Origin of the sequence: Microbacterium sediminicola, from assembly GCF_039531125.1 — a bacterium.
Taxonomy (GTDB): Bacteria; Actinomycetota; Actinomycetes; order Actinomycetales; family Microbacteriaceae; genus Microbacterium; species Microbacterium sediminicola.
In genome coordinates this window covers 222,779-246,160 of sequence record NZ_BAAAPL010000002.1, presented here as the reverse complement: position 1 = coordinate 246,160, position 23,382 = coordinate 222,779, and the positions used below count along the sequence as shown (strand labels likewise).

The 23,382-nt window shown below is 69.5% G+C and carries 24 protein-coding genes; 17 read left to right on the top strand and 7 right to left on the bottom strand.

Annotation, left to right across the window (positions count from 1 at the left end):
• The first annotated feature begins 4 nt into the window (after nucleotides 1–4).
• The 10 genes from ABD206_RS09640 (at nucleotide 5) to ABD206_RS09595 (ending at nucleotide 10,620) form a co-directional block, all read left to right on the top strand.
• Entirely contained in the window at nucleotides 5–880 is an 876-nt protein-coding gene (locus ABD206_RS09640; RefSeq protein WP_344071933.1) for an amino acid ABC transporter permease, read from the top strand.
• Nucleotides 877–1,665 carry an amino acid ABC transporter ATP-binding protein gene (locus ABD206_RS09635; protein ID WP_344071931.1) on the top strand — a complete coding sequence of 263 codons (789 nt, stop codon included), beginning with the start codon at nucleotides 877–879 and terminating at the stop codon, nucleotides 1,663–1,665. The genes ABD206_RS09640 and ABD206_RS09635 overlap by 4 nt, the downstream gene beginning before the upstream one ends.
• 183 nt (nucleotides 1,666–1,848) lie before the next feature.
• Entirely contained in the window at nucleotides 1,849–3,177 is a 1,329-nt protein-coding gene (locus tag ABD206_RS09630; RefSeq protein WP_344071929.1) for a phenylacetate--CoA ligase family protein, read from the top strand.
• Between the two features lie 28 nt (nucleotides 3,178–3,205).
• Nucleotides 3,206–3,409, top strand: a complete 204-nt coding sequence (locus ABD206_RS09625; protein ID WP_344071927.1) for a hypothetical protein — start codon at nucleotides 3,206–3,208, stop codon at nucleotides 3,407–3,409.
• On the top strand, nucleotides 3,406–4,263 hold the full coding sequence (locus ABD206_RS09620; RefSeq protein WP_344071925.1) for an acyl-CoA thioesterase: 858 nt from the start codon (nucleotides 3,406–3,408) through the stop codon (nucleotides 4,261–4,263). The genes ABD206_RS09625 and ABD206_RS09620 overlap by 4 nt, the downstream gene beginning before the upstream one ends.
• 34 nt (nucleotides 4,264–4,297) lie before the next feature.
• Nucleotides 4,298–6,670, top strand: coding sequence for a bifunctional salicylyl-CoA 5-hydroxylase/oxidoreductase (locus ABD206_RS09615; RefSeq protein ID WP_344071923.1), 2,373 nt, complete (start codon nucleotides 4,298–4,300; stop codon nucleotides 6,668–6,670).
• A gap of 29 nt (nucleotides 6,671–6,699) precedes the next feature.
• Nucleotides 6,700–7,101 (top strand): RidA family protein, encoded by a 402-nt coding sequence (locus ABD206_RS09610; protein WP_344071921.1) that lies wholly within the window; start codon nucleotides 6,700–6,702, stop codon nucleotides 7,099–7,101.
• 44 nt (nucleotides 7,102–7,145) lie between these two features.
• Nucleotides 7,146–7,994 (top strand): hypothetical protein, encoded by an 849-nt coding sequence (locus ABD206_RS09605; RefSeq protein WP_344071919.1) that lies wholly within the window; start codon nucleotides 7,146–7,148, stop codon nucleotides 7,992–7,994.
• A 100-nt stretch (nucleotides 7,995–8,094) separates the two neighbouring features.
• Nucleotides 8,095–9,480 (top strand): glycine--tRNA ligase, encoded by a 1,386-nt coding sequence (locus tag ABD206_RS09600; RefSeq protein ID WP_344071917.1) that lies wholly within the window; start codon nucleotides 8,095–8,097, stop codon nucleotides 9,478–9,480.
• Nucleotides 9,481–9,483: 3 nt separating this feature from the next.
• Nucleotides 9,484–10,620, top strand: a complete 1,137-nt coding sequence (locus ABD206_RS09595; RefSeq protein ID WP_344071915.1) for a pyridoxal phosphate-dependent aminotransferase — start codon at nucleotides 9,484–9,486, stop codon at nucleotides 10,618–10,620.
• A gap of 9 nt (nucleotides 10,621–10,629) precedes the next feature.
• Here the strand turns inward: ABD206_RS09595 and ABD206_RS09590 are convergent, their stop codons facing one another.
• Complete coding sequence (locus tag ABD206_RS09590; RefSeq protein ID WP_344071913.1) at nucleotides 10,630–11,199, bottom strand: HhH-GPD-type base excision DNA repair protein; 570 nt, start codon at nucleotides 11,197–11,199, stop codon at nucleotides 10,630–10,632.
• Nucleotides 11,200–11,252: 53 nt separating this feature from the next.
• Between ABD206_RS09590 and ABD206_RS09585 the strand changes: the two genes are divergently transcribed.
• From ABD206_RS09585 to ABD206_RS09565, 5 genes are read left to right on the top strand one after another with little or no spacing between them, the layout of a single operon-like run.
• Entirely contained in the window at nucleotides 11,253–12,716 is a 1,464-nt protein-coding gene (locus tag ABD206_RS09585) for a protoporphyrinogen/coproporphyrinogen oxidase (protein WP_344071911.1), read from the top strand.
• Entirely contained in the window at nucleotides 12,713–13,042 is a 330-nt protein-coding gene (locus ABD206_RS09580; RefSeq protein WP_344071909.1) for a hypothetical protein, read from the top strand. The genes ABD206_RS09585 and ABD206_RS09580 overlap by 4 nt, the downstream gene beginning before the upstream one ends.
• 1 nt (nucleotide 13,043) lies before the next feature.
• Entirely contained in the window at nucleotides 13,044–13,445 is a 402-nt protein-coding gene (locus ABD206_RS09575) for a phage holin family protein (RefSeq protein WP_344071907.1), read from the top strand.
• Nucleotides 13,435–13,704, top strand: a complete 270-nt coding sequence (locus ABD206_RS09570) for a hypothetical protein (protein WP_344071905.1) — start codon at nucleotides 13,435–13,437, stop codon at nucleotides 13,702–13,704. Before ABD206_RS09575 ends, ABD206_RS09570 begins: the two co-directional genes overlap by 11 nt.
• Before the next feature lie 11 nt (nucleotides 13,705–13,715).
• Nucleotides 13,716–14,516, top strand: a complete 801-nt coding sequence (locus ABD206_RS09565) for a uroporphyrinogen-III synthase (protein ID WP_344071903.1) — start codon at nucleotides 13,716–13,718, stop codon at nucleotides 14,514–14,516.
• On the opposite strand, the gene cofC is transcribed toward ABD206_RS09565, so the two are convergent.
• From cofC to cofG, 4 genes are read right to left on the bottom strand one after another with little or no spacing between them, the layout of a single operon-like run.
• Nucleotides 14,489–15,130, bottom strand: coding sequence for a 2-phospho-L-lactate guanylyltransferase (gene cofC / locus ABD206_RS09560; RefSeq protein WP_344071901.1), 642 nt, complete (start codon nucleotides 15,128–15,130; stop codon nucleotides 14,489–14,491). The genes ABD206_RS09565 and cofC overlap by 28 nt on opposite strands.
• A complete protein-coding gene (gene fgd / locus ABD206_RS09555; protein ID WP_344071899.1) occupies nucleotides 15,127–16,140 on the bottom strand; it encodes a glucose-6-phosphate dehydrogenase (coenzyme-F420) in 1,014 nt (337 codons plus the stop codon). Before fgd ends, cofC begins: the two co-directional genes overlap by 4 nt.
• On the bottom strand, nucleotides 16,137–17,612 hold the full coding sequence (locus ABD206_RS09550) for a flavin-containing monooxygenase (protein WP_344071897.1): 1,476 nt from the start codon (nucleotides 17,610–17,612) through the stop codon (nucleotides 16,137–16,139). Before ABD206_RS09550 ends, fgd begins: the two co-directional genes overlap by 4 nt.
• Nucleotides 17,609–19,930 (bottom strand): 7,8-didemethyl-8-hydroxy-5-deazariboflavin synthase CofG, encoded by a 2,322-nt coding sequence (gene cofG / locus ABD206_RS09545; protein WP_344071895.1) that lies wholly within the window; start codon nucleotides 19,928–19,930, stop codon nucleotides 17,609–17,611. Before cofG ends, ABD206_RS09550 begins: the two co-directional genes overlap by 4 nt.
• A gap of 116 nt (nucleotides 19,931–20,046) precedes the next feature.
• Here cofG and ABD206_RS09540 point away from each other — a divergent pair, with 116 nt between their 5' ends.
• The gene (locus ABD206_RS09540) at nucleotides 20,047–20,436 is read left to right on the top strand and encodes a hypothetical protein (protein WP_344071893.1); all 390 of its coding nucleotides are present in this window, start codon (nucleotides 20,047–20,049) and stop codon (nucleotides 20,434–20,436) included.
• On the opposite strand, the gene ABD206_RS09535 is transcribed toward ABD206_RS09540, so the two are convergent.
• Together ABD206_RS09535 and ABD206_RS09530 are read right to left on the bottom strand one after the other, a co-directional pair.
• Nucleotides 20,429–21,244 carry an ABC-2 transporter permease gene (locus ABD206_RS09535; RefSeq protein WP_344071891.1) on the bottom strand — a complete coding sequence of 272 codons (816 nt, stop codon included), beginning with the start codon at nucleotides 21,242–21,244 and terminating at the stop codon, nucleotides 20,429–20,431. The two genes, ABD206_RS09540 and ABD206_RS09535, sit on opposite strands and share 8 nt — an antisense overlap.
• Entirely contained in the window at nucleotides 21,241–22,218 is a 978-nt protein-coding gene (locus ABD206_RS09530; protein ID WP_344071889.1) for an ABC transporter ATP-binding protein, read from the bottom strand. The genes ABD206_RS09535 and ABD206_RS09530 overlap by 4 nt, the downstream gene beginning before the upstream one ends.
• Nucleotides 22,219–22,321: 103 nt before the next feature.
• Between ABD206_RS09530 and ABD206_RS09525 the strand changes: the two genes are divergently transcribed.
• On the top strand, nucleotides 22,322–23,371 hold the full coding sequence (locus tag ABD206_RS09525) for an enoyl-CoA hydratase/isomerase family protein (RefSeq protein ID WP_344071887.1): 1,050 nt from the start codon (nucleotides 22,322–22,324) through the stop codon (nucleotides 23,369–23,371).
• The last annotated feature ends 11 nt before the right edge of the window (nucleotides 23,372–23,382 follow it).

Genomic DNA, 23,382 nt, shown 5'->3' with positions numbered 1-23,382 from the left:
TTCCATGTCCGACAAGTCCGTGACGACCGCCCCCGCGTCCTCGCCAGCTCCATCACGACCGGCCAAACTCAACGTCGTGCCCGTGCGCCACTACGGCCGCGGGATCGGCGCCACGATCGTCGTCCTGCTCATCCTGGGCCTCATCTACAGCTTCGCGACCAACCCCAACTTCAACTGGGGAATCGTCGCCCAATATCTCTTCAACCCCAACGTCCTGCGCGGTCTCGGCGTGACGATGGTCATGACCATCGTCGGGATGGTGCTCGCGCTCGTGCTCGCGGTCGTCATCGGGGTCATGTACATGGCCGAGAGTCGTGTGATGCGCTGGTTCGCCGCCGGCTGGGTCTTCATCTTCCGCGGCATTCCGCTGATCGTCCTGCTGATCTTCCTCGGCAACCTCGGCCTGTTCTTCAAGCGGATCGTCATCCCGAACCCGTTCACCGGCGGCGCGTTCCTCGACGTCGCGACGGCGGACGTCGTCAGCCCTTTCATCGCCTCGATCCTCGGGCTCGCACTCGCAGGCTCGGGATATATGGCCGAGATCGTGCGAAGCGGTCTGCTGGCAGTGGGACGCGGCCAGCGCGAAGCTGCCAAAGCGCTCGGCATGCGCTCGGGCATGACCTTGCAGTTCATCGTTCTGCCGCAGGCGCTGCGGATCATCGTTCCGCCGCTCGGCAACGAGTTCATCGGGATGCTCAAGGCATCCGCCATCGTGTCGGTCATCGCCGGTGGTGATCTGCTCACGGTCGTCCTCGGCTTGAGCAGCCTCAACTTCCGCACGATCGAGATGCTCATCGTCGCCACGATCTGGTACCTGCTGGTGATCGCGGTCTTCTCGGTTGCGCAGTTCTTCCTCGAGCGAAAGGTGGCCGAGCGATGAGCGCGACCGCAGAGCTGGCGGCGCCCGTGGTGCGCGTCTCCGATATGGACAAGTGGTACGGCAACTCGCAGGTGCTCTACAACATCGACCTCGAGGTTGCCGCCGGCGAGACGGTCTGTCTCATCGGGCCCTCGGGGTCGGGCAAGAGCACCCTGCTGCGCTGCATCAACCACCTCGAAGAGATCAACACCGGTTCCGTCGAGGTGCTCGGGGACCTGATGGGCTACCGCATGCACCGCGGCCGCTTGCACGAGCTGCATGAGCGTGATGCCGCCGATCAGCGCACGCGAGTGGGCATGGTGTTCCAGCACTTCAATCTCTTTCCCCACATGACGGCCGTCGAGAACGTGGCATTGGCGCCGATCAAGGTCAAGAAGGAGAACAAGGCCGAGGCGCGGGCGTATGCACGCGAGCTGCTGGGCCGGGTCGGTCTGGCGGGCAAGGAGGACCACTACCCCTCGCAGCTCTCCGGCGGGCAGCAGCAGCGGGTGGCGATCGCACGCGCGATGGCCATGCGCCCCAAGGTCATGCTCTTCGACGAGCCGACGAGCGCGCTCGACCCCGAACTGGTGGGAGAAGTCCTCGCCGTGATGAAGGATCTGGCACTGACGGGCGGAATCACGATGGTCGTCGTGACCCACGAGATGGGCTTCGCGCGTGAGGTCGCCGATCGGATCGTGTTCATGGACAGCGGCCGCGTCGTCGAGCAGGGTCCGCCCGCTCAGGTGCTGGACACCCCTCGCAGCGACCGGACGAAGGCGTTCCTCTCGGCGGTGCTCCACTAGCCGAGAGCGCGCGCTCCACACGTCACAGCAGACCCCGTCAGCGAGGCCCACGCCTCGGTCGCGGGGTCTTCTGCTGTGCTCCGGAGTGGTGAAACGAGATGTTTACATGCCAGAAAAGTGACGAGCGTCACTCAAGCGATACATTCGGGGCGAAGACTTTCCGCCCCTCCGAGCCGAGGTGAAATGCACACGTCCCCGTACTGGAACCCGAAGACCGAGACGCTGCCGCGTGAGGAGCTCCGCGCCCTCCAGCTGGCGAAGCTCCGTCGCATCACCGAGTGGGCGTCCGCGCGCAGCCCCTTCTACCAGCGCACCTTCGCCGCCGCCGGATTCGCCCCCGATCAGCTGAAGGCCTGGGACGACATCCAGCGCATCCCCTTCCTCACCCGGGAGGAGTGGATGGAGAGCCAGACGGCCCATCCGCCGTACGGCGAGCTTCCCGTTGCCGGCCCCGATGCCGCCATCCGCCTGCACACCACCAGCGGCACGAGCGGGAAGACGCCGCTGCGCGCGCTCGACTCGCGCAAGGACTGGTCGTGGGCCGCCGAGATGTGGTGCTACTCGCTGTGGGGCGCGGGCGTCCGCCCGAACGACATCGGCTACGTCGCCTTCGGCTACGGGACCTTCATCGGGTTCTGGGGTCTGCACAACGGGCTCGAGAAACTCGGTGCGTTGACGATCCCGGGCGGCGCGCAGACGACGCCCGCGCGAGTGAAGCAGATCATCGACTTCGGCGTCACGGTCGTCGCATCCACGCCGACCTACGCGCTGCGGATGGCGCAGGAGGCCGAGACGCTGGGCCTGGATCTGCCGAACTCGCCGGTGCGCATCATCATCCTCTCGGGCGAGCCGACACCGGCCGCGACTCGGGCACTCATCGAGGCGCAGTGGGGAGCCAAGGTCTTCGACACCGCGGGCATGACCGAGATCTCGACGATCTTCATGTTCGAACCGGCCGATCAGCCCGGTGGATGCCACATCATCGAGGACCACTTCATCGAGCAGGTCATCGACCCCGAGACCGGCGAGGAGCTGCCCTACGGCGAGGCCGGCGAGCGCGTCACGACCTCGTTCGGGCGCAGCATGATCCCCCTGCTGCGGTACCGCACGAAGGACCTCGTGGTGAAGATCCCGCACACCGCGGCGAGCAACGGGCGCACGTTCGACATCTACGAGGGCGGCATCCTCGGCCGCGTCGATGACATGAAGCTCGTGCGCGGCACGAACGTCTACCCCCGTGCGATCGAGGGCATCGTGCGTCAGTTCGCCGAGGTCGACGAGTTCCAGGTCGAGATCACCCGCGAGGGCATCCGCGACGAGATCACCCTGCACGTCGAGACCATCGAGTCGTTCGCCGACGCCGGCTGGGACGACCTCTCCCGGGCGCTGCAGACCGAACTCGCGGACGGCCACGAGGGGCTGCGCTTCCTCATCAATCGCCGCTCCGCCGGCGAGCTGCCCCGCTTCGAACTCAAGGCGCGTCGGCTGAGCGACCTGCGCCCCGTCGGCTGAGACCGCGCAGACAAAGGAGATCCACGACATGACGACCGATCTGCTCGGAAACGAGCTCACCGCCGCCGAGACCGAGCTTGTGCGCCTCTACGACGAGCTCAAGGCCTTCGCCGCGCGCGAAGACCTCGGCCCCTCCACCCGTGCGGCCGCCCTCGCCGCGCTCGCGCCGCTCGCGGTGGGTGTCACCGACCTCGGTCTGCGGCTCGAGCACCTCACCGACATCGGCGCGTGAGTACCGCATCCGGATTCCTCGACGCGGTCGCGCTGACGGCGGACGGTGACGCCTTCGTGGCCGTCACGCAGCCGGTGCCGTGGCCGAAGTCCTACGGCGGCGACCTGTTGGCGCAGGCGGCCGCCGCGGCGACGGCCACCGTCGGTGAGGATCGAACCCTCCACGCAGCCCACTCGCTGTTCGTCGCGCCCGCCGCGATCGGGGCGACGCTGCGCTACGAGGTCGACGTGCTGCGCGATGGACGCTCGTACTCGTCGCGCCGAGTGACTGCCCTCGAGGGCGAGAAGATCGTGCTGTCAGGACTCTTCTCGTTCCACGTGGGTGAAGAGGGTCCGGCTGTCGGGGCGTCCCCCCGCCCCGCGCCGGAACCCGACTCCCTTCCGTCCGTGCGTGAGCGCACCGACGGTGCCCCGACGGCATCGATCGAGTACTGGGCGGACGGCCGCAGCTTCGACCTGCGGCATATCGACACCGCGCTGTACACCTCACCTGCCGGCGAGCCCGCGGGCGAGGTGCGGCTGTGGATGCGGGCGAACGAGCCGCTCGGCGATGACCCCGGCATCCATCGACTGGCCCTCGTCTACGTGTGCGACTACGCGATGCTCGAGCCGGCGCTGCGCGTGCACGGCTGGTCCTGGACAGACCCGGGTCTCGTGACCGCGAGCCTGGACCACTCCCTGTGGCTGCACGAGGACGCAGCGCTGGACGAGTGGATCCTGTGCGAGCTGCGTCTCGTCTCCCACACCCATGGACGCGCCCTCGTGCAGGGCGAGTTCTTCTCGGCATCCGGCACACATATCGCCACGGTCGCCCAGCAGGGCATGATCCGCCGGCTACCGGCTACCGCCATCTGATCCCCGACACCATCACACGCGAAGGAGCACCCACGTGCGCATCGCCGTCATCGGCGGAGGACCGGCAGGTCTCTATTTCTCCGCCCTCATGAAGCAGCTCGATCCGACTCACGAGATCACCGTGTGGGAGCGCAACGCCCCCGATGACACGTTCGGGTTCGGCGTCGTGTTCAGCGACGAGACCATCGCGGGCATCCAGGCCGCCGACCCCGACTTCTTCTCGGGGATGGCCGCCGAGATGGCGCGCTGGAGCGAGATCGACGTCCATGTCGGCGGCGAGGAGCTGCGTGTCGGCGGCCAGGGCTTCTCGGCGCTCAGCCGCAAGCGCCTGCTCGAACTGCTGCAGGCACGCTGTGCGGCGCTCGGCGTCGACATGCACTTCCGCACCGTCGCGCCACCCGTCGAAGAGCTCTCGGCGGAGTACGACCTCGTGATCGCCTCCGACGGGCTGAACTCCCGTACCCGCAACACGTGGCCGGAGGACTTCGGAGCGTCGCTGGACCCCCGCAAGTCGAAGTACATCTGGCTGGCGATCGACCGTCCCTTCGAGGCGTTCACGTTCCTCATCAAGGACACCGACTACGGCCGTATGCAGGTGCACGGCTACCCCTATTCGGCGACCGAGAGCACCTTCATCGTCGAGATGCACCCGGCCGTGTGGGAGCGCGCGGGATTCGGTGAGTGGGATGACCCGTCACGTCCCGTCGGTCAGAGCGATGAGCGCTCGATCCAGAAGATCGCGGAGCTGTTCGCGGACGAACTCGACGGTGCGCAGGTGCTGGCCAACAACTCCCGCTGGCTGACCTTTTCGACCGTGCGCAACGACCGCTGGCACCGCGGCAACGTCGTCCTCCTCGGGGACGCGGCACACACGGCCCACTTCTCCATCGGTTCGGGTACCAAACTCGCACTCGAGGATGCTCTGGCGCTTGCGGCATCCCTCACCGAGACCGACACCGTCGAGGCCGGGCTCGAGGACTACGACGCCACCCGTCGCCCGGTCGTGCTCTCGCTGCAGCGGGCCGCGCAGGCGAGCCTGGAGTGGTTCGAGAACATCGGGCAATACGTCGATCAGGATCCGGTGCAGTTCACCTTCAACCTCATCACCCGCTCGCGCCGCATCACGCGCGACAATCTCGCGGTGCGCGACCCCGAATTCGCGGCGCGGATCGACGGTCATTTCGCGGCATCCGTCGACGGGGGCCGCGAGGCGCCGGCGATGTTCCAGCCGGTGAAGATCGGTCAACTCGAGCTCGCGAACCGGGTCGTCGTGTCTCCCATGGACATGTACTCGGCCACGGACGGGATCGCCAACGACTTCCACCTCGTCCACCTGGGTTCCAAGGCGATGGGCGGGGCGGGGCTGGTCATGACCGAGATGATCGGCACCTCCGCCACCGGTCGCATCACCCCCGGGTGCACCGGCCTCTACACCGACGCACAGGCGGTCGCCTGGGCGAAGGTGGTCGATTTCGTCCACACCCGCTCGGATGCCAAGATCGGCGCGCAGATCGGCCACTCCGGCCGCAAGGGCTCGACACGGCTCATGTGGGAGGGCATCGATGAGCCCCTCGAGGAGGGCCGCTGGGAGCCGGTCGGCCCTTCGGCCATCCCCTACAAGGACGGCAGCGTCACCCCGCGCGAGGTCACCCACGAAGACATGGATGCCTTCACCGCCGAGTTCGTCGGCGCCGCGCGCCGCGCCGACGCCGCCGGGTTCGACCTGCTCGAGATACACGCCGCTCACGGCTACCTGCTGTCGTCGTTCCTGTCGCCGCTGTCGAATCGGCGCACCGACGCCTACGGCGGCACCCTCGAGGACCGTCTGCGCTACCCCCTGGAGGTCTTCGACGCCGTCCGCGCGGTCTGGCCCGAGCACAAGCCGCTCACCGTGCGTCTGTCGGCGGTCGACTGGGCCGAGGGAGGCATCGACATCGATGACACCGTCGCGATCGCGGATGCCTTCATCAGCCACGGCGCCGACGCGATCGACGTCTCCAGCGGCCAGGTCGTCGGGCACGAGAAGCCGCAGTACGGTCGCAGCTTCCAGACCCCGTTCGCGGACGCCATCCGCAACCGCGTGGCCGCTCGCCGCGGCATCCCGGTCATCGCGGTCGGTGCGATCTCGTCGTACGACGACGTGAACTCGCTGATCCTCGCCGGACGCGCGGACCTCTGCGCGCTGGGGCGCACGCATCTGTACGACCCGCAGTGGACCTTGCACGCGGCCGCCGAGCAGGACTACCGCGGTGCCGGTGTCTCCTGGCCGCTGCCCTTCCGTGCCGGACGGCGCAAGCCCCCGACGTCTCGCACCGACGCCGTGCGTCCCCGCCTGACGCTGCGGGCCGAGGAGACTGTCGTCGAGGTCCCGCCCCGCTGGCGGCCGAACGTCGCCGCTGCGGTCTGAGCTTCACAACTTCAATAGGAGAGACATCCATGTCGCACACCCTCGTGAACCCGCCCACCCTGGCCAAGCCCCTGGGATTCGCCCATGCGGTTGTCGCCGCTCCGGGTTCCAGCGTCCACCTCGCGGGCCAGACGGCGATGACGGCGGACGGCGCGATCGTCCCGGGCGGGATCGTCGCCCAGTTCCGTCAGGCGTTCTCCAACCTGCTGGAGGCGCTCGCCGCGGCAGGGGGTAAGCCTGAGGATCTGGTGAGCGTCACGATCTATCTCACCGATGTCGCCGACTACCAGGCCCACGGGCGCGAGATCGGCGCCGTCTGGCGGGAGCTGGCCGGCGCGCACTATCCGGCCATGGCGGGAATCGGCATCACCCGCCTCTGGCAGGACGACGCCATGATCGAGATCGCCGGCGTCGCCGTCATCCCCGATTAATCGCCGCAGTTCCCGCGCGTGATCTGCGCCTCTAGCATCGGGGCATGGGGCGCAGGGTCAGGCGTGGGGGCGCGGTCGCGGCGCTGCTCGCTGTCGTTCTTGTCGGCTGCGCCGCCCCGTCACCCACCGGCATCACCGCCTCCATCGAGCAACAGCGATCGGATGTCGCGCTCCGCCAGGCGCAGATTCTCGTGGTCAATGACGGGGATACCGAGATCGAGGTCGCTGAGGTCGTGGTCGAAGATCCGCGCTTCGACGGGGAGGCCGCGCGGGTGGTCGATCGGACGAGCCGCATCGCACCGGGCGCCGCGGTGGGCATCCGGGTGCAGCTGCCAGAGATGGCCTGCGATGTCGGGGATGTCGCGGATACGACCGTCACGGTGGACTACGAGGTCGGCGGTGTCGCCCACACCGCGACACTGGCCGCGCCTGACACCCTCGGGTTCCTGCCGGGGCTCCACGAGCGGGAGTGCCGGGCCCGGCGCGTGGCCGAGGCCGTCTCGCTCGCCTTCACCGACTTCCTCCCCGCGGCGCCGGGCGAGGCGTCCACGTTGGTGCTGGAGGTGAGGCCGACCGGTGCCGCTGACGCGACCATCGATGCGATCCGCAGCACCAACCTGCTCCTGGTCGGTGACGACGTGGATGCCGACCGCGTCGTCCTCCCGCTCGACATCCGTGTCACAAGCGCGAGTGACGCTGCCCCGACCCTGGTCGAGCTGCCGATCCTGCCCTTCCGCTGCGACGCCCACGCCGTGCAGGAGGACAAGCGCGGCACGATCTTCCCGTTCGAGGTCACCGTCGACGGCCAGAGTGGCACGATCGAGCTCCCCGTCCCCGACGAGATGAAGGGCCGCATCCTCACCTGGGTCGCCCAGTGGTGCGGCTTCGCCTGAGAACGGCACGGCAGCTGCCGCAGATACAATCGAGGGATGCCGTGGCGCCCTGTGGGAGGCGCCGCCTGCGCGCTTTTCACCCCCGACCATTGGAGCCACCGTGGCCGAGCAGTCTCGCCTCGACAAAGTCATCGCCCTCGCCCGTCACCGCGGGTTCGTCTTCCAAGCGGGCGAGATCTACGGCGGGTCCCGGTCGGCGTGGGACTACGGACCGCTGGGCACCGAGCTCAAAGAGAACATCCGCCGTCAGTGGTGGCAGACCTTCGTGCGCGGCCGCGGCGACATGGTCGGGCTGGATTCCTCGATCATCCTGCCCTCGAAGGTGTGGGAGGCCTCGGGTCACGTTGCGACCTTCACCGACCCGCTGGTCGAGTGCCTGCAGTGCCACAAGCGCTTCCGTGCCGACAACCTCATCGAAGACTTCGAGGCCCGCAAGGGTCGCCCGGCCGAGAACGGCCTGGCCGACGTGCCCTGCCCCAACTGCGGGAACAAGGGCCAGTACACCGAGCCCAAGGCGTTCTCGGGCCTCGTGAAGACCTATCTCGGCGTCGTCGATGACGAGTCGGGTCTGCACTACCTGCGTCCCGAGACGGCACAGGGGATCTTCGTGAACTTCACGAACGTGCTCACCGCCTCGCGCAAGAAGCCGCCGTTCGGCATCGGCCAGGTGGGCAAGGCGTTCCGGAACGAAATCACCCCCGGCAACTTCATCTTCCGCACGCGCGAGTTCGAGCAGATGGAGATCGAGTTCTTCACGCCCCCGGCCGAGGCCGACGAGTGGTTCGACCACTGGGTGCAGGCGTGCTGGAACTGGTTCATCGACCTCGGCATCGACCCCGAGAACATGCGCCAGTTCGATGTGCCGGCAGAGGACCGTGCCCACTATTCGGCCGGCACGATCGACGTCGAGTACCGCTTCGGCTTCGCCGGCAAGGAGTGGGGCGAGCTCATGGGGGTCGCCAACCGCACCGACTACGACCTCAAGAGCCACACCGAGGCATCCGGGCAGAGCCTGACCTACTTCGACCAGGCCTCGGGCGAGAAGTACATCCCGTACGTCATCGAGCCCTCGTTCGGCCTGACCCGGTCGATGATGGCGTTCCTGGTGGATGCCTACGACGAGGAGTCCGTGCCCAACGCCAAGGGCGGCACCGACACCCGCACCGTGTTGCGCCTTGACCCGCGCCTGGCGCCCGTCAAAGTCGCCGTGCTGCCGCTGTCCCGCAACGAGGCCCTGTCGCCGCTCGCGCGCCGGGTCGCCGACCAGCTGCGCGGCCACTGGGCGATCGACTTCGACGACGCCGGCGCGATCGGCCGCCGCTACCGCCGTCAGGACGAGATCGGTACGCCGCTGTGTGTGACCGTCGACTTCGACTCGCTCGAAGACGATGCCGTGACCGTGCGCGACCGCGACACCATGACCCAGGAGCGCGTGCCGCTCGCGGGCCTGGACGCCTACCTTTCCGAGCGCCTCCGCGGCGCCTGAGCCGTGCCCGACCTGTCGCCGATCGCGGGGCGGGTCCCGGAGTCCGGCATCCGCCGGATCTTCGAGCTCGCGCAGGCGATCGAGGGGGTCACGTTCCTCGCGGTGGGTGAGCCGGAGCTGCCGGTCGCCCCGCACATCCTCGCCGCGGGGGCGGCGGCCTGGGAGCGGGATGCCACGGCCTACACGGCCAACTCCGGCATCCTTCCCTTGCGCGAGGCCATCGTCACCACACTCGCCCGCGACAACGGGTATGCGGTCGATCCCGACCAGATCAACGTCACCCCGGGCGGCTCGCAGGCGCTGTTCCTGGCGATGACTCTGGCGCTCGCGCCCGGCGATGAGATCCTCGTTCCCGACCCGGGCTACGCGACGTTCGCGATGGCGCCCCGTCTTGTCGGCGCCATACCGGTGCGCTACCCGCTCCACGCGGAGCATGGCTTCATCCCGCAGCTCTCGGATCTCGAAGCGCTGGTCACCCCGTCGACGAAGGCGCTGCTCATCAACAGCCCCTCGAATCCGCTGGGCACCGTTCTCGGCGAGTCCACGATGCGGGAGCTCCTCGCCTTCGCCGCGCGCCATGATCTGTGGGTCATCAGCGATGAGGTGTACGAATACCTCTCCTACGACGGCGGGTTCACGAGCGCCGCCACGATCGCACCCGAGCGGACGCTCAGCGTCTACTCGCTCTCGAAGACCTACGGTCTCACCGGCGCGCGCGTGGGCTACCTCGTCTCACCCCCGGGGCTCGCGCACGCGGCACGGCAGGTGCAGGAGGCGACGATCAGCTGCGTCAACGAGCCCGCGCAGTGGGCGGCGCTCGCGGCACTCGAAGGCCCGCAGGATGCCGTCGCCGATGCCGTCGCGCACTATCAGGCGAACCTCGCCGCGGCCCGCGCTCTGCTCGACGCCCGTGGCATCCGCTACCTCGTCCCGGGTGGGGCCTTCTACCTCTGGATCGACGTCTCGCACGCCTCGAAGGGTGATGTCAGCGCGTGGGCGGAGTCGTTCCTCATGACCGAGCGCGTCGCCGTGGCGCCGGGTTCCGCGTTCGGCCCCTCGGGAGAGGGGTGGATCCGGGTGTGCTTCGCCGGTCGCACCGAGCCGCTCCTGCACGGACTCGCGAAGCTGCCGGTCCCGTAGCGGGGCGGATCAGGCCTTCTTGGCGGCGGCCTTCATCGCCTTCTTGTGCTCGCGCACCTTGGCCAGCGACTCGGGGGAGACGATGTCGGCGACGCTGCGGAACGAGCCCTCTTCGCCGTAGGGGGCGGATGCCTCGCGCCATCCTTCACCCGCGTACCCGTACTGCTTGCCGAGCAGGGCCAGGAAGATCTTCGCCTTCTGCTCCCCGAACCCCGGCAGTGCCTTCAGCCGCTTCAGCACCTCGGCGCCGTCCGGGCCGCCCCGGGTCCAGATCGCCGCGGCATCGCCGTCCCAGTCCTCGACTACCGCCGCGCACAGCGCCTGCACGCGCCCGGCCATAGATCCGGGGAAGCGGTGCACGGCAGGGGTGGTCTTGAAGACCTCGACGAAGGCATCCGGCGCGAAGCCGGCGAGGGCTGCGGCATCCAGCGACCCGATGCGGTCCCGGATCTTGCGGGGACCGGCGAAGGCCGCCTCCATCGGCACCTGCTGGTCCAGAAGCATCCCGACGAGCAGCGCCAGCGGGTCGTGGGTGAGCAGGAGGTCGGCGGCGTCATCTCCGGTGATCTGCAGCGTCATACTCCCAGTTTTTCACGCTGCTGCCTCTGACTCCACGATGCGAGGATAGAGGGATGGCTGAGTCTGCGTTCGCCCGACTGATCGAGCACGCGCGCTCGGAGCACGTCGTCGTGGTCGGTGGCGGTATCGCCGGGATGGTCGCGGCCCGCGAGCTCGCCAAGGTCGGCGTGCAGGTCACCCTCGTGGAACAGTCCGCTCGGCTCGGCGGCCAGTTGGGAGCCGTCGAGGTCGGGGGAGTGGAGGTCGGACTCGGCGCGACCGCGTGGTCCGGCGGCGCGGACGGTGACGTCTCGCTCCTCGCCCGCGAGCTCGGCCTCGGTGACGACCTCATCTCTCCCGCGGACGAGGCGGAGTGGTTGGCGATCGAGGCCGGCGTCGTCCCCGTTCCGCGCGGCTCGGTCGCGGGTATCCCTGCCAACCCCTGGGACGAGGATGTCCGTCGAGTGATCGGCTGGGGTGGCACCTGGCGCGCGTATCTGGATCGCCTACGGCCGCCGTTGACGATCGGCCAGCAGCGCAACCTCGGTGCCCTCGTCGCTACCCGCATGGGGCGAAAGGTGCGCGACAGGCTCGTCGCGCCCGTCACCCGCGGTCGGTATGGGCTGGCGCCGGACGATGCCGACGTGCAGGTCGTCGCCCGTGGACTGGGATCGGCGCTCACCCGTACCGGTTCGCTGTCTGGTGCGGTCGGCGAACGGGCGGAGACGGCGCGCGATGGCTCGTTGCAGGGCGTGCGAGGCGGGCTGCCGCGCCTGATGCGCGCGCTGGAGGCGAGCCTGAACGACTACGCGGTGACGGTGCTCACGAATACCCGCGTGTCGGCCGTGCGCGCGGGCGACGGCTGGACCGTCGACGCGATCACCCCCGAAGGGGCTCACACCCTCACCGCGCACGCCGTCGTGGTGGCGTGTCGGGAGGTGTCGGGGTCGCTGGACGTGGAACTGCCTCCGGTGCTCGCCCGTGAGCTCGTCCAGGACATCGTGACCCTCGTTGTCGACGCCCCGGCTCCGGCGACCCGGCGCGCGAGCGTGTACATCGGCGAGGGTGCAGAGCTGTCCCCGGTCGCGCCGGTGCTCGCCGCGGATGAGACGGCCCGCTGGGGGGAAGGGGGGCGTTCCCGGGTCCTTCGGCTCACATACGGTGACCTCGAGCATCCCTCACCTCTCGCCGACTTCGACGCCGAGGCGCTGACCCGCGCCGCGACCGAGCACGCGCGGGTCCTCCTCGACGTGAGCGGCGAGGTTCGCGGCATCCACTGCGCCCGTGTCGTCCAGACCGCCCCGGCCGCGCTGGCCGGGCGCCTCGAGGCGGGTGCGGCCGTGCGACAGCACGCAGCGCGCCTGCCGGCGCTCGCCGTCGTCGGAGAATGGGTCACCGGTCCGGGGCTCGGACGCGTTGTGTCCCAGGCGCGCAGCGAGTCCGAGCGACTGCGGGTCTCGCTGCTGTGGGGGGAGCATCCGGATGGGGCTACGCTGGGAGAGGACCACCCGATCGACCAGCGTGAGGAGACCCCATGAGGGGCAAGGTAGGACTCGTCGTCGGACTCGCTGTGGGATACGTGCTGGGTACGCGCGCCGGACGCGAACGGTACGAGCAGATGAAGTCGCAGGCGCTCAAGCTCTGGAACACCGACCCGGTGCAGAAGCAGGTCACCAAGGCGAAGGACTTCGCCACGTCGACGGCGATGGCCATCCCCTCCACGCTGTGGGACAGCGGGGTCAAGGTGGTGAAGGCCGCCGCGGCGAAGGGCACCCCGGGGCAGAAGCTCGATTCCGCGATCGCGGCGGGCAAGGAATCGGTCGACGACGTCGCGGATGCCGCGAAGGCGACCGACGAGGGCTGAGATGACGGCTCCCGGAGATTTCCGCGATCGCGCGAACGACAGCCTTTTCACCCTCCTCGGAGAGCTCCCCGAGCTGATCCGCAATCTCGTCATCGCCGAGGTGGACGCCGCCAAGGACTGGGCGCGCAAGACGGGCAAGGACGCCGGTGTCGGCGTCGTGCTGGTCCTGATCGCCCTGTTCGTCTTGTTCTGGTCCGTCCCGGTCTTCGGCACGTTCGTCATCGCGGGTCTGTCATCGTGGTGGCCGGTGTGGCTCTCGGCGATCGTCGTGTTCGGTGTGTTGCTCGTGATCGCGATCATCGTCGCGCTGCTCGGTGTGCTGAAGTTCCGCAAGATCACCCGGCGCACGAACCCCGTGCAATCGATCGCCAAGGACTTCAAGGAGGTTCGTGATGACATCTGACATCCCCCGCACCGCCGTCGACCTCGCGATCACCGACCCCGTCGAGCGGGCGCGTGCGGAGTTGAAGGCCGCCTTGGCCGCGATCGAGATCAAGTCGAACGTCCCGCTCCAGGTGGAGAAGGCGGCGGATGTCGCCGTCGCCAAGATCCGCCGCTTCGCGAAGGATTATCCGGTGGCCACCGCCGCGATCGCCGTCGCCAAGGCCGCAGCCGTCGGCGCCATCGTGTGGTGGTGCGTCGACCGCTACGTGCGCCGTTGAGTCTCGGGACCATGAGTCGCACCGAACCCATCACCACGATCAAGCCGCTGTCGGGCTGGCGCGTCCTCGTGCCCCGCGGTGGTCCGTGGGGTGACAGCGTGGCGGGAATGCTGCGCCGGCAGGGTGCGGTGCCCGTGATCGCCCCCCTCATCAATTTCGCGCCGAGCCATGACCCCGCCGACCTCGAGTCGGCGTTCGCCGCACTCGCCGAGGGCGCCTTCGACTGGATCACCCTCACCAGCGCGACCACCGTCGATGTGCTCTACGCCTATCGCGCCGAGATCCCCGCGACGACGAAGGTCGCCGCTGTCGGCGAGACCACCGCCGCGGCCCTTCAGGCAGCCGGCTACCGGGTGGACCTCGTCCCGGATCGTGACAACTCTGCGGCGGGGATGGCCGAGCAGATCATGGCCCTGGAGCCGGAACCGCGTGACATTCTCACGCTCCGCAGCGAGACGGCCAAGCCCGTGCTCACCCAGACGCTCACGGCCGCCGGTCATCGGGTGCGCAGCGTCGTCGCATATCGGACGGTGGGTGTTCCGGTCACCGAGCGCATCGCCGCTGACGTCCGCTCGGGTCGGATCAACGCGATCCTCGTGACGAGCGGATCGGTCGCGGAGCAGGTGCGCGAGCAGTTCCCCGAGATCCCCGATTCGACGATCGTCGCGGCGATCGGTCCGCTGACCGCGACGGACGCGCGGGCCGCCGGCCTCACGGTGGATGCCGTTGCGGCGCCGCAGACGATCGAGGCTCTCATCGACGCGGTTGCCCAGTTCCCGCTGCCCTACGCGACAGAAGAACTCGCGCCCTGACCCTCACGGGGCCAGACGCGCGCCAGCAGCGCGGACGTGTGCGCTCCCATCCCGCGCCGCGCGGCGTCGCGCAGCTGATCGACGGTGTCGACGTCGCGGTGCAGCGTCTCCACACCGGTCAGTGACACGTGGCCCCTGGCGACGTGGCGGGCGAAAGAGCCGTCGCCGAAGGCGCTGTCGAACCGCCCCTGCCGCCGCGACGTGAGCAGGGTCGTCCCCGTGCCCTCCGTGTCCGCCACGACACCACGTTCATGCCCCGTTGCCGCCTCGAGCGCCCGTGAGAGATCCCGCGGGTCCAGCGCCGGCAGGTCACCCAGAAGCGCGGCGCGGAACGCGCTGCGTGCACGGTCTGCGCCGGCGGCGACGGCGGCGTTGAGGCCACGTCCGGGGTCGGTCACGATCGTCACCGACCCGGACAGGTCGCGCGCGAGCTCGGCATCGCCGGTGACGACGATCACTTCGGCCACGCGGTCGCACGCACGCGCCGCCGCGATGGTGTCGCGGGCGATTGCGCGTGCCAGCGGTGCGCGATCGACTCCGGGCACCTCGAGGCGCGTCTTTCCGGCGCCGCCTCGCACCGGGATGACGACGCTCCAGGTGATCTGCTCGCTCACGCGCCCAGTCGTGCGCGCAGGCGCGGCAGGATGTCGGCCTGATAGCGCTCGATGAAACCGGCCTGGTCCTGGCCGGGGTCGTGGAACACGAGGTGACGGAAGCCGAGCCCGGCGATCTGTGCGATCTTCTCGACGTGCTCATCGGGGTCGGACGACACGATGAAGCGCTTCGCGACGCGCTCGATGGGGAGCTCCGCGGCGCGACGCTGCATCTCGATCGGGTCGTGGATGCCCATCTTCTCTTCGGGGCTGAGGGCCAACGGCGCCCAGAATCGGGTGCGCTCGAGTGCCTCCTCCGGGTCGGGGTGGTAGGAGACCTTCACCTCGATGAGGGTGTCGACGTCGTCACGGGTGCGCCCGGACTTGCCCAGGCCCTCATCGAGCGCCGGCAGCAGCGTGTCGGTGTAGAGCGCGGGATCCTTGCCGCTGGTGGTGATGAAGCCGTCGGCGATACGGCCCGCCAGTCGCGTGGCGGCGGGGCCGGCCGCTCCGATGTAGACCGGGACAGGGGTGTCGGGGCGGTCGTAGATCGTCGCGTCCTTGACCGTGTAGAACTCGCCCTCGTAGGTGACGCGCTCATCGCTCCAGAGCTTGTCGATGATCGTGAGGGCTTCCTTGAGACGGCGGAAGCGCTCGGGCGGATCGGGCCAGGTCATGCCGAGTGTCACCTCGTTGAGCGACTCGCCGGTACCGACGCCGAGGATGACGCGCTCGGGATACAGCGCGCCGAGGGTGGCGAACGCCTGCGCGATGACGCCGGGGTGGTAGCGGAAGGTCGGCGTCAGCACAGATGTCCCCAGCAGCACGCGCGAGGTGCGCGCGCCCATCGCGCCCAGCAGCGGGATCGCAGCGGGGGCGTGACCGCCCTCGTGCATCCACGGCTGGAGGTGGTCCGAGACGAACACCGAGTCGAAGCCGGCATCCTCGACCGCAACGGCCAGATCGACGAGCTCGCTGGGGCCGAACTGTTCCGCAGAGGCCTTGTATCCCAGTCGCAGGGGAATGGTCATGTGGTGCTTCTCCTCACGCCCGTCACGGGCTCTCTCAGGAATTCGGAACCGTCGGCCGCGCGCATCTGCGCACGGAACTCCGCCACGGTCCCCGGCCACAGCAGGGTCAGCCTGCCGGAGCGCTCGTCGACGTACCAGTTGTGACAGCCGCCCGTGATCCACGCCGTCGGCGCCGCACGCTCGTCGATCCGGCGGCAGTAGTCGGCCTCGGCCGCCGGGTCCGGCCGCAGAATCTCGCCATCGGTGAGCTTCGCGAGGGTACGGGCGGCGTAGGCGGCTTGCTCTTCGAGCATCAGGATCGACGAGTTGTGTCCGAGCGAGGCGTTCGGACCGTTCAGGACGAACAGGTTCGGGAAGCCCGGGACGACGGTGGACAGGACTGATGTCATCCCCGACGACCAGTGGTCGGCGAGCGTCTCCCCGCTCTCTCCGGTGACGAACCGTGCGTAGGGCTGCTCGGTGGCGCGGAAGCCGGTGGCGAACACGACGAGGTCGACCTCGTGCCGGGTGCCGGTGGCGGAGATCAGCGTGTGACCCTCGATCCGCTCCAGTGCCGAGGGCTCGAGGGTCACGGCCGCGGAGGCGACGGCCGGATAGAAGTCGTCCGAGAGCAGCACCCGCTTGCATCCGAAGGCGTAGTCGGGCGTGAGCGCAGCGCGCAGCCGCCGGTCGGGGATCTGATCGGCCAGGTGGGCGAGGGCCTGATCGGATGCCGCGGCCGCTGCCGCGGCATCACCCGACCGGGATGCGTACCGCGCCTCACCGTCGACGAAGAGGCGCTCGCGCAGCTGTGCCATCTCCTCCGGAGCGGCGGCAAAGCGCGCGCGCTCGGCATCGGTGTAGCCGTGGCCACCGCGCGGCAGAACCCAGGCGGCTGTCCGCTGGAAGAGGGTGACGTGTGCCCCGCGTCGGACCAGCTCGGGTACCAGCTGCACGCCGCTGGCGCCGGTGCCGATGACCGCGATGCGGCGTCCGTCGACCTCGGTGGCCGGATCCCATCGGGCGGTGTGTGTGAGGACGCCGGGGAACCCCTCGCTCCCCGGGATGTCGGGGAGCGAGGGGTCGGTGAGCCTCCCGCATGCCAGCAGCAGGGCGCGCGCGTGGATGTCGCCGGTCGGTGTTTCCACGTGCCAGCGGTCTTCGTGCCATCGCGACGCGGTCATCGGGGTGTCGAAGCGGATGAGCGCGCGCACGCCGCTGCGGTCTGCGACGGTGCGCAGGTAGTTCTGGATCTCGTCACCGGGTGCGAATTCGTGAGACCAATGTGGCCAGGGGTGGCGGCCCAGTGCGTAGAGATGCGCGGGGATGTCGCAGGCGACACCGGGGTAACGGTTCTCGCGCCACGTGCCACCGACATCGTCCGCCCGCTCGATGAGGGCGATGTCATCGACCCCCGCCGCCCGCAGCTCCAGGGCGGTGGCCAGACCTGCGAACCCGGCGCCGACGATCAGCGCCTCGACATGCGTGCTCATCGACGTCCCGTCACATCCCGGTAGTCGGTGGTGCGCTGGCGGAGCGGACGGAACAGCCGACGCGAGAGCGCATGCGCGTCGGCGAGGGAGAGCTGCTTTCCGGCCTCGATGCCGGCGTGCGGCAGGACGCGCCCGTCCAGCAGCGTCCCGCCGAGGTCGTTGCCGCCGGATGCCAGCAGGGTGCGCACCTCGCCCAGGGGGAGCCTCGGCCACGGCACCTGGAGGTTGCGGATGTCGTTGGACAGGAACAGCCGCGCGACCGCGACCATCGCCCGGTGCTCGTCCAGACGCGAGCGACCGACCACGAGCGGCACGTCGTGTCCCGGCAGCGGGATCGGGACGAATTCGGTGAAGCCGCCGGTCTCGCGCTGGATCTCGGCGAGTGTGCGCAGGTGTGCGATGCGTTCTGCGGCCGTCTCGACATGTCCGTAGAACAGCACGGACGTCGATCGCAATCCGGCGCGGTGGGCCGCGCGGATGGCGGTCAGCCAACGCTCGATCTCGAGGTCGCCCGGGGCGACCTGGGCGCGCACGCGTTCGCTGAGGATCTTCACGCCGGTGCCGGGCACCGTTCCCACGCCCGCCTCGCGCAGTGCGCGGTAGGCATCATCGATGCTCAGGCCGGTGCGCTCGGCGAGATCCCAGACGTCCTGGGGACGGTAGGCGTGCAGGTGGATGTCCGGTGCGGCGCCGCGGGCGGCAGCCACGATCGCGAGGTATCCCGCGGGGTCACCCGGGATGAGTCCTTGCACGCACAGCTCTGTGGCGCCGAGGTCGGCCGCGTCAGCGGCGATCGCGGCGACATCCGTGATCGTGAACGTCGCGGGGTCCTCCCCGCCCGCCGCGCGCAGGCCGGAGGAGGTGAGGTTGCGATTGGCCACGACGCTGATCGCCTCGCCGACCGTGTATCGGCGCACATCGTCCGCGGCATCCGTCAGCGCATCGAGGTCGGCGCCGGTCACCGACAGGAGCCGGATCCACTCGTCGTCCGCGATCCCCGCGGGATCACGCATCGCGTCATCCAGAAGTGACGCGAACGCCTCGCGGGTCGTGCGTCGGGGGGGTGCCGGAGCGGTGGGTCCGGCCGCCGCGAGTCCCGTGCGCGCATCGACGAGAGCGGCGACCGGTGCGTGCAGCTGCGGATCGATCCAGAGCGCAGCGTCGGTCACGTACTCCGGGTGTGCCGTGAGTCGCTCGGTGAGGGTGTAGCCGGCGCGTGAGGTGAGGGCTGCGAGATCATCGAGGTGCGGCCAGGGGCGCTCCGGGTTGACGTGGTCGGCGGTGACGGGCGAGACGCCCCCCCAGTCGTCGACGCCGGCGCGCACGAGCAGGGCGAACTCATCGGGGTCGGAGAGGTTCGGCGGCACTTGGATGCGGGCCTCGGCCCCCATCGTCAGGCGTGCGGCGGCCACCGCGGCGACGTATTCCCACAGCTCGGCATCTGGTGCGGTGCGCATCGCAGTGCCGGGCTTGGCGCGGAAGTTCTGGACGATCACCTCTTGGACGTGCCCGTGGCGCTCGTGACTGTCGCGGATGGCCAGGAGGGAGTCAGCGCGGTCCTCCACCGTCTCGCCGATCCCGATCAGCACACCGGTGGTGAACGGGATGCGCGCCTTCCCCGCATCTTCGATCACGCGCAGGCGCACTGCCGGGTCTTTGTCGGGGGAGCCGTAGTGCACCTGGCCCTGCAGCTCGAACAGGCGGCGCGAGGTCGTCTCGAGCATCATCCCCATCGATGGCGATACGGCGCGCATCGCTCGCAACTCGTCCGCGCTCATGACACCGGGATTCGCGTGGGCGAGCATGCCGGTCTCAGCGGTGACCAGCCGCGCGATGTGCGCGACATACTCCAGCGTCGAGGCGAACCCGTTCTCGTCGAGCCACGCGCGGGCCTCGGGCCAGCGATCCTCGGGGCGGTCGCCCAGGGTGAGGAGGACCTCCTTGCAGCCCTGCTCCCGGCCGCGGCGGACGACGGCCAGCACCTGCTCGGGACTCATGAAGACCGGCTTGTGCTTCGCGCGCAGCTGGGCGGGGGTGTCGACGAAGACGCAGTAGTGGCAGCGATCGCGACACAGCGTCGTGAGCGGGACGAAGACCTTGCGCGAGTAGGTGATGATCCCTGGCCGCCCGGCCGTCTCGAGACCCCGATCCCGCAGGTGTGAGGCGAGGTCGAGGGCCGCGTCGAGGTCGTCGCCGCGCGCGTTCAGTACGGCGACGATGTCGCGATGGGACAGGGGCAAGCCGGCCTCCGCACGGCTCAGGGCGGTGGCGAGGCTCGCATCTCCCACGACGAGGAGAGAGGGGTCGAGCGAACGCACCAGTTCAGTGTCTCACCATCGTCACGCACCGGGACCGCCGTGACATATGCCGATTGTTGCGGGCTTGTAAGAAATTCGTGCACGGGGTGCCCCGCGAGCGCTGGCAGACTATGGGCATGGTCACCCTCCTGCTGGATTCCGCGCACCTCCAGGTCGCGCTGTCCGGGTCGGAGAGGCTGATGTCGTTCCGCCGCTCCCACATCGACATCCCGCGGGAGACGATCGCGAAAGTCCAGCTCTCGGACGATGTGTGGACCTGGCTGCGCGGTGTGGCGAGCCCCGGCACCCACGTGCGCCGCGTCCTCGCCATGGGAACCTGGAAAGCCGCCGGCAGCGAGGACTTCGTGATCGTGCGCCGCCGCAAGCCGGGGGTGGTGATCGACCTGGACGGGCACGAGGAGTTCCAGCGAGTCGTCCTCACCACCCGGCACGGTCTCGCGCTTGTCCAGGCGCTTCAGCAGGACGTCGAGGGACCCGCCGAGGACGTCGCCGATATCGTCAGCTGACGTCGCGGCGCCAGCTCGTGGCGTACCCGAGCACCAGGAAGACGACGGCGTAGGCGGTCAGCACCAGCCCGCCCGCCCACCATTCCAGACCGCTCTCCGCGGCGCCTCCCGCCAGGGCGAAGACGCTCGAGCCCACGAGGGCATCGGACGCGGCGCCGGGGAGGTAGGCCGTCACGGCGTCGAGACCGTCGACGAAGGCGCCCGCGGTGCGGGCGATCGGCTCAAGGAACTGCGTGAACACGAGCACGCCGACCACGGCCGCCACCTGATTGCGCACGAGCGCCCCCACACCGATGCCGACCAACACCCAGATCGCGAAGGCGAGCACCACCCGTGCCAGCAGGGCCCAGGTCTCACGCGAGTCCAGGTCTGTGGGGAGGCCGAACGCGGCGAGGATGCCCGCGGAAGGAAGCGCCGCGGCGAGGGTACCGACGATGCCGAAGCCGACGCCGATGATCGCGCCGGCCACGATCTTCGCCCACAGCACCGTGCTGCGCCGCGGCGTCGTGAGGAACGTCGCCGTCAGGGTTTGGTGACGGAACTCGCCGGTGACCATGAGCGTCCCGACGATCAGCGGCACGACGTAGCCGACGGTCGCGGCCAGGCCGTACAGCACGGGCGCAATGCCCTCGGTGGGAACGGGGGCTCCCTGGCCCGGCAGGACTCCGGCATCCACCCCGCCGAACACGAACGCCAGCGCACCGGCGGTGAAGGCGACGTAGGCGACGAGGATGATCGTGAGCAGCCACCACATCGATGTGGAGAATTGCTTGGTGAACTCGGCGCGGGTCGCCGTTGCGACGGTCATGCGCTCGCTCCCTGCGTGGGCACCGCGGCCGCCGGGTCGTCCGCGGTGGGCGGCTCGCCGTCCGGCGCGCGGAAGGGGGGATGCGCACCGCTCGCGTATTCGAGGAAGACCTCTTCGAGAGAGAGACTCTTGTCGTTGAGGGCCGAGAGGGCGACTCCGGCACCCGCCGCGATGCCGCCGATCCGCGCCGCGGGCACGCCGTCGATGCGCAGCCCGGAGCGCATCGTCGTGAACGTCGTGCCGGACGCCTCGAGGGCCCGCGCCAGCGCCGCGCGGTCGGGCGCATCGACGACGGTCGCCGGCTCTTGCTGCAGGGCGAGGTCCTCGAGCGTGCCGGAGAACACCAGCGACCCGTGGGAGAGGATGAGGACGGCATCGACGGTCTGCTGCACTTCGGCGAGAAGGTGTGAGGAGACGAGCACCGTTCGTCCCTCGGCGGCGAGGGTGCGAAGGAAGCTCCGCACCCAGCGGATGCCCTCGGGGTCCAGGCCGTTGGTCGGCTCGTCGAGCACGAGTACACCGGGGTCGCCGAGCAGGGCGAAGGCCAGTCCCAGGCGCTGGCGCATACCGAGCGAATACCCGCCGACCTTCCGTCCCGCCGTGTCGCTCAGTCCCACAAGCCCCAGCACCTCGTCGACCCGAGCGCCGGGGAGGCCGGCCGCCTGCGCGTAGATCGTCAGATGGGCAGCTCCCGAGCGCCCCGGGTGGAAACCGGTCGCTTCGAGCACCGCGCCCACGGTGCGTAGCGGGTCGGAGAGCTCGTGGTAGGCCAGACCGCCGATCGTCGCCGTGCCCGAGGAGGGGCGGACCAGTCCCAACAGCGCGCGCATCGTCGTCGTCTTGCCGGCACCGTTCGCGCCGAGGAACCCGGTCACGAGTCCCGGTTCGATCCGGCACGTCACATCCGAGACCGCGGTGACCGCGCCGAAGCGCTTGGTGAGCCCCGAGAACTCGAGCACCTCTCCTGCGGGCATGCACCCCTCCTCGCCAGTGTTGTGCCCCATCTTGTCGGACCGCTGTGGTTCAGGCGAGGATCCCACGCGGGGTGCGCGCGGCGCCGCGGGGTACCGTGGCGGGGTGAGCACCACGACTTCACGCGTCCTCATCGACCGCCGCGGCGACATCGGCGTCGTCACTCTGAACCGACCCGAAGCCCTCAATGCGCTGGACCTCGAGATGATCGACGCCATCACCGGTGCGCTCGCCGCCTGGGAAGAGGATGCCGACATCCGCGCCGTCGTCCTGCGCGGTGCGGGCGAGCGCGGTCTGTGCGCGGGCGGCGACGTCCGCGGGCTGTACTACCAGCTGCGCGCCGGCGACACCTCCGGGCCCGAGCGGTTCTTCCGCTCGGAGTACGCGTTGAACGCCCGGATCGCGGAGTATCGGCATCCGATCGTCGCCGTCGCCGACGGGATCACGATGGGTGGCGGAATCGGCCTGGCCGGTCACGCGGCCGTACGCGTCGCGACCGAGCGCTCCGCGTTCGCCATGCCCGAGACGCGCATCGGTTTCACGCCCGATGTCGGGGGCACCTGGCTGCTCGGGCGCGCGCCCGGCCGGCTCGGGGAGTATCTCGGCCTCACGGGCGCGACCATGAGCGGGCCCGATGCCGTCATGGCGGGATTCGCCGACGTGATCGTCGCTTCGTCGCAGATCGACGCACTTCTTGGGGCGCTCGTTGCCGGCGGCGATCTCGACGAGGTCATCGCGCGGTTCGCGGAGCCTGTTCCCGCGGCGCCGCTCGCCACGGTGCGCGAGTGGGTAGATGAGGCGTTCGCCGCGGCATCCGTACCGGCGATCATCGCTGCATTGCGCTCCCGGCCCGAGCCCGCAGCACAGGCCGTGGCGGATCAGCTGGCGACGGCCGCACCCACGGCGCTCGCCGTGACCCTCGAGGCCGTTCGCCGCGCACGTTCACTGTCCGGGGTTCGTGAGGCCCTGGCGCAGGAGTTCGGCCTCATCATGTGGTTCGGCGCGACCCAGCCCGACATGATCGAAGGCATTCGCGCACAGCTGGTCGACAAGGACCGCACCCCGACGTGGCAGCCGCCGACGCTCGCCGATCTTGCTCCCTCGACCGTCACCGATGCCTTCGCGTTCGCGCCGTCCCCGCCCCTCTGGGCCTGAGCCTCGCCCCC

Coding starts and splice junctions, on each gene's coding strand:
- ABD206_RS09580 (WP_344071909.1), top strand. CDS start 12,713: ATGAGGGGCAAGGTAGGACTCGTCGTCGGACTCGCTGTGGGATACGTG.
- ABD206_RS09570 (WP_344071905.1), top strand. CDS start 13,435: ATGACATCTGACATCCCCCGCACCGCCGTCGACCTCGCGATCACCGAC.
- ABD206_RS09565 (WP_344071903.1), top strand. CDS start 13,716: ATGAGTCGCACCGAACCCATCACCACGATCAAGCCGCTGTCGGGCTGG.
- ABD206_RS09640 (WP_344071933.1), top strand. CDS start 5: ATGTCCGACAAGTCCGTGACGACCGCCCCCGCGTCCTCGCCAGCTCCA.
- ABD206_RS09605 (WP_344071919.1), top strand. CDS start 7,146: ATGGGGCGCAGGGTCAGGCGTGGGGGCGCGGTCGCGGCGCTGCTCGCT.
- ABD206_RS09625 (WP_344071927.1), top strand. CDS start 3,206: ATGACGACCGATCTGCTCGGAAACGAGCTCACCGCCGCCGAGACCGAG.
- ABD206_RS09635 (WP_344071931.1), top strand. CDS start 877: ATGAGCGCGACCGCAGAGCTGGCGGCGCCCGTGGTGCGCGTCTCCGAT.
- ABD206_RS09610 (WP_344071921.1), top strand. CDS start 6,700: ATGTCGCACACCCTCGTGAACCCGCCCACCCTGGCCAAGCCCCTGGGA.
- ABD206_RS09540 (WP_344071893.1), top strand. CDS start 20,047: ATGGTCACCCTCCTGCTGGATTCCGCGCACCTCCAGGTCGCGCTGTCC.
- ABD206_RS09630 (WP_344071929.1), top strand. CDS start 1,849: ATGCACACGTCCCCGTACTGGAACCCGAAGACCGAGACGCTGCCGCGT.
- fgd (WP_344071899.1), bottom strand. CDS start 16,140: ATGACCATTCCCCTGCGACTGGGATACAAGGCCTCTGCGGAACAGTTC.
- ABD206_RS09530 (WP_344071889.1), bottom strand. CDS start 22,218: ATGCCCGCAGGAGAGGTGCTCGAGTTCTCGGGGCTCACCAAGCGCTTC.
- ABD206_RS09590 (WP_344071913.1), bottom strand. CDS start 11,199: ATGACGCTGCAGATCACCGGAGATGACGCCGCCGACCTCCTGCTCACC.
- ABD206_RS09575 (WP_344071907.1), top strand. CDS start 13,044: ATGACGGCTCCCGGAGATTTCCGCGATCGCGCGAACGACAGCCTTTTC.
- ABD206_RS09585 (WP_344071911.1), top strand. CDS start 11,253: ATGGCTGAGTCTGCGTTCGCCCGACTGATCGAGCACGCGCGCTCGGAG.
- ABD206_RS09535 (WP_344071891.1), bottom strand. CDS start 21,244: ATGACCGTCGCAACGGCGACCCGCGCCGAGTTCACCAAGCAATTCTCC.
- ABD206_RS09550 (WP_344071897.1), bottom strand. CDS start 17,612: ATGAGCACGCATGTCGAGGCGCTGATCGTCGGCGCCGGGTTCGCAGGT.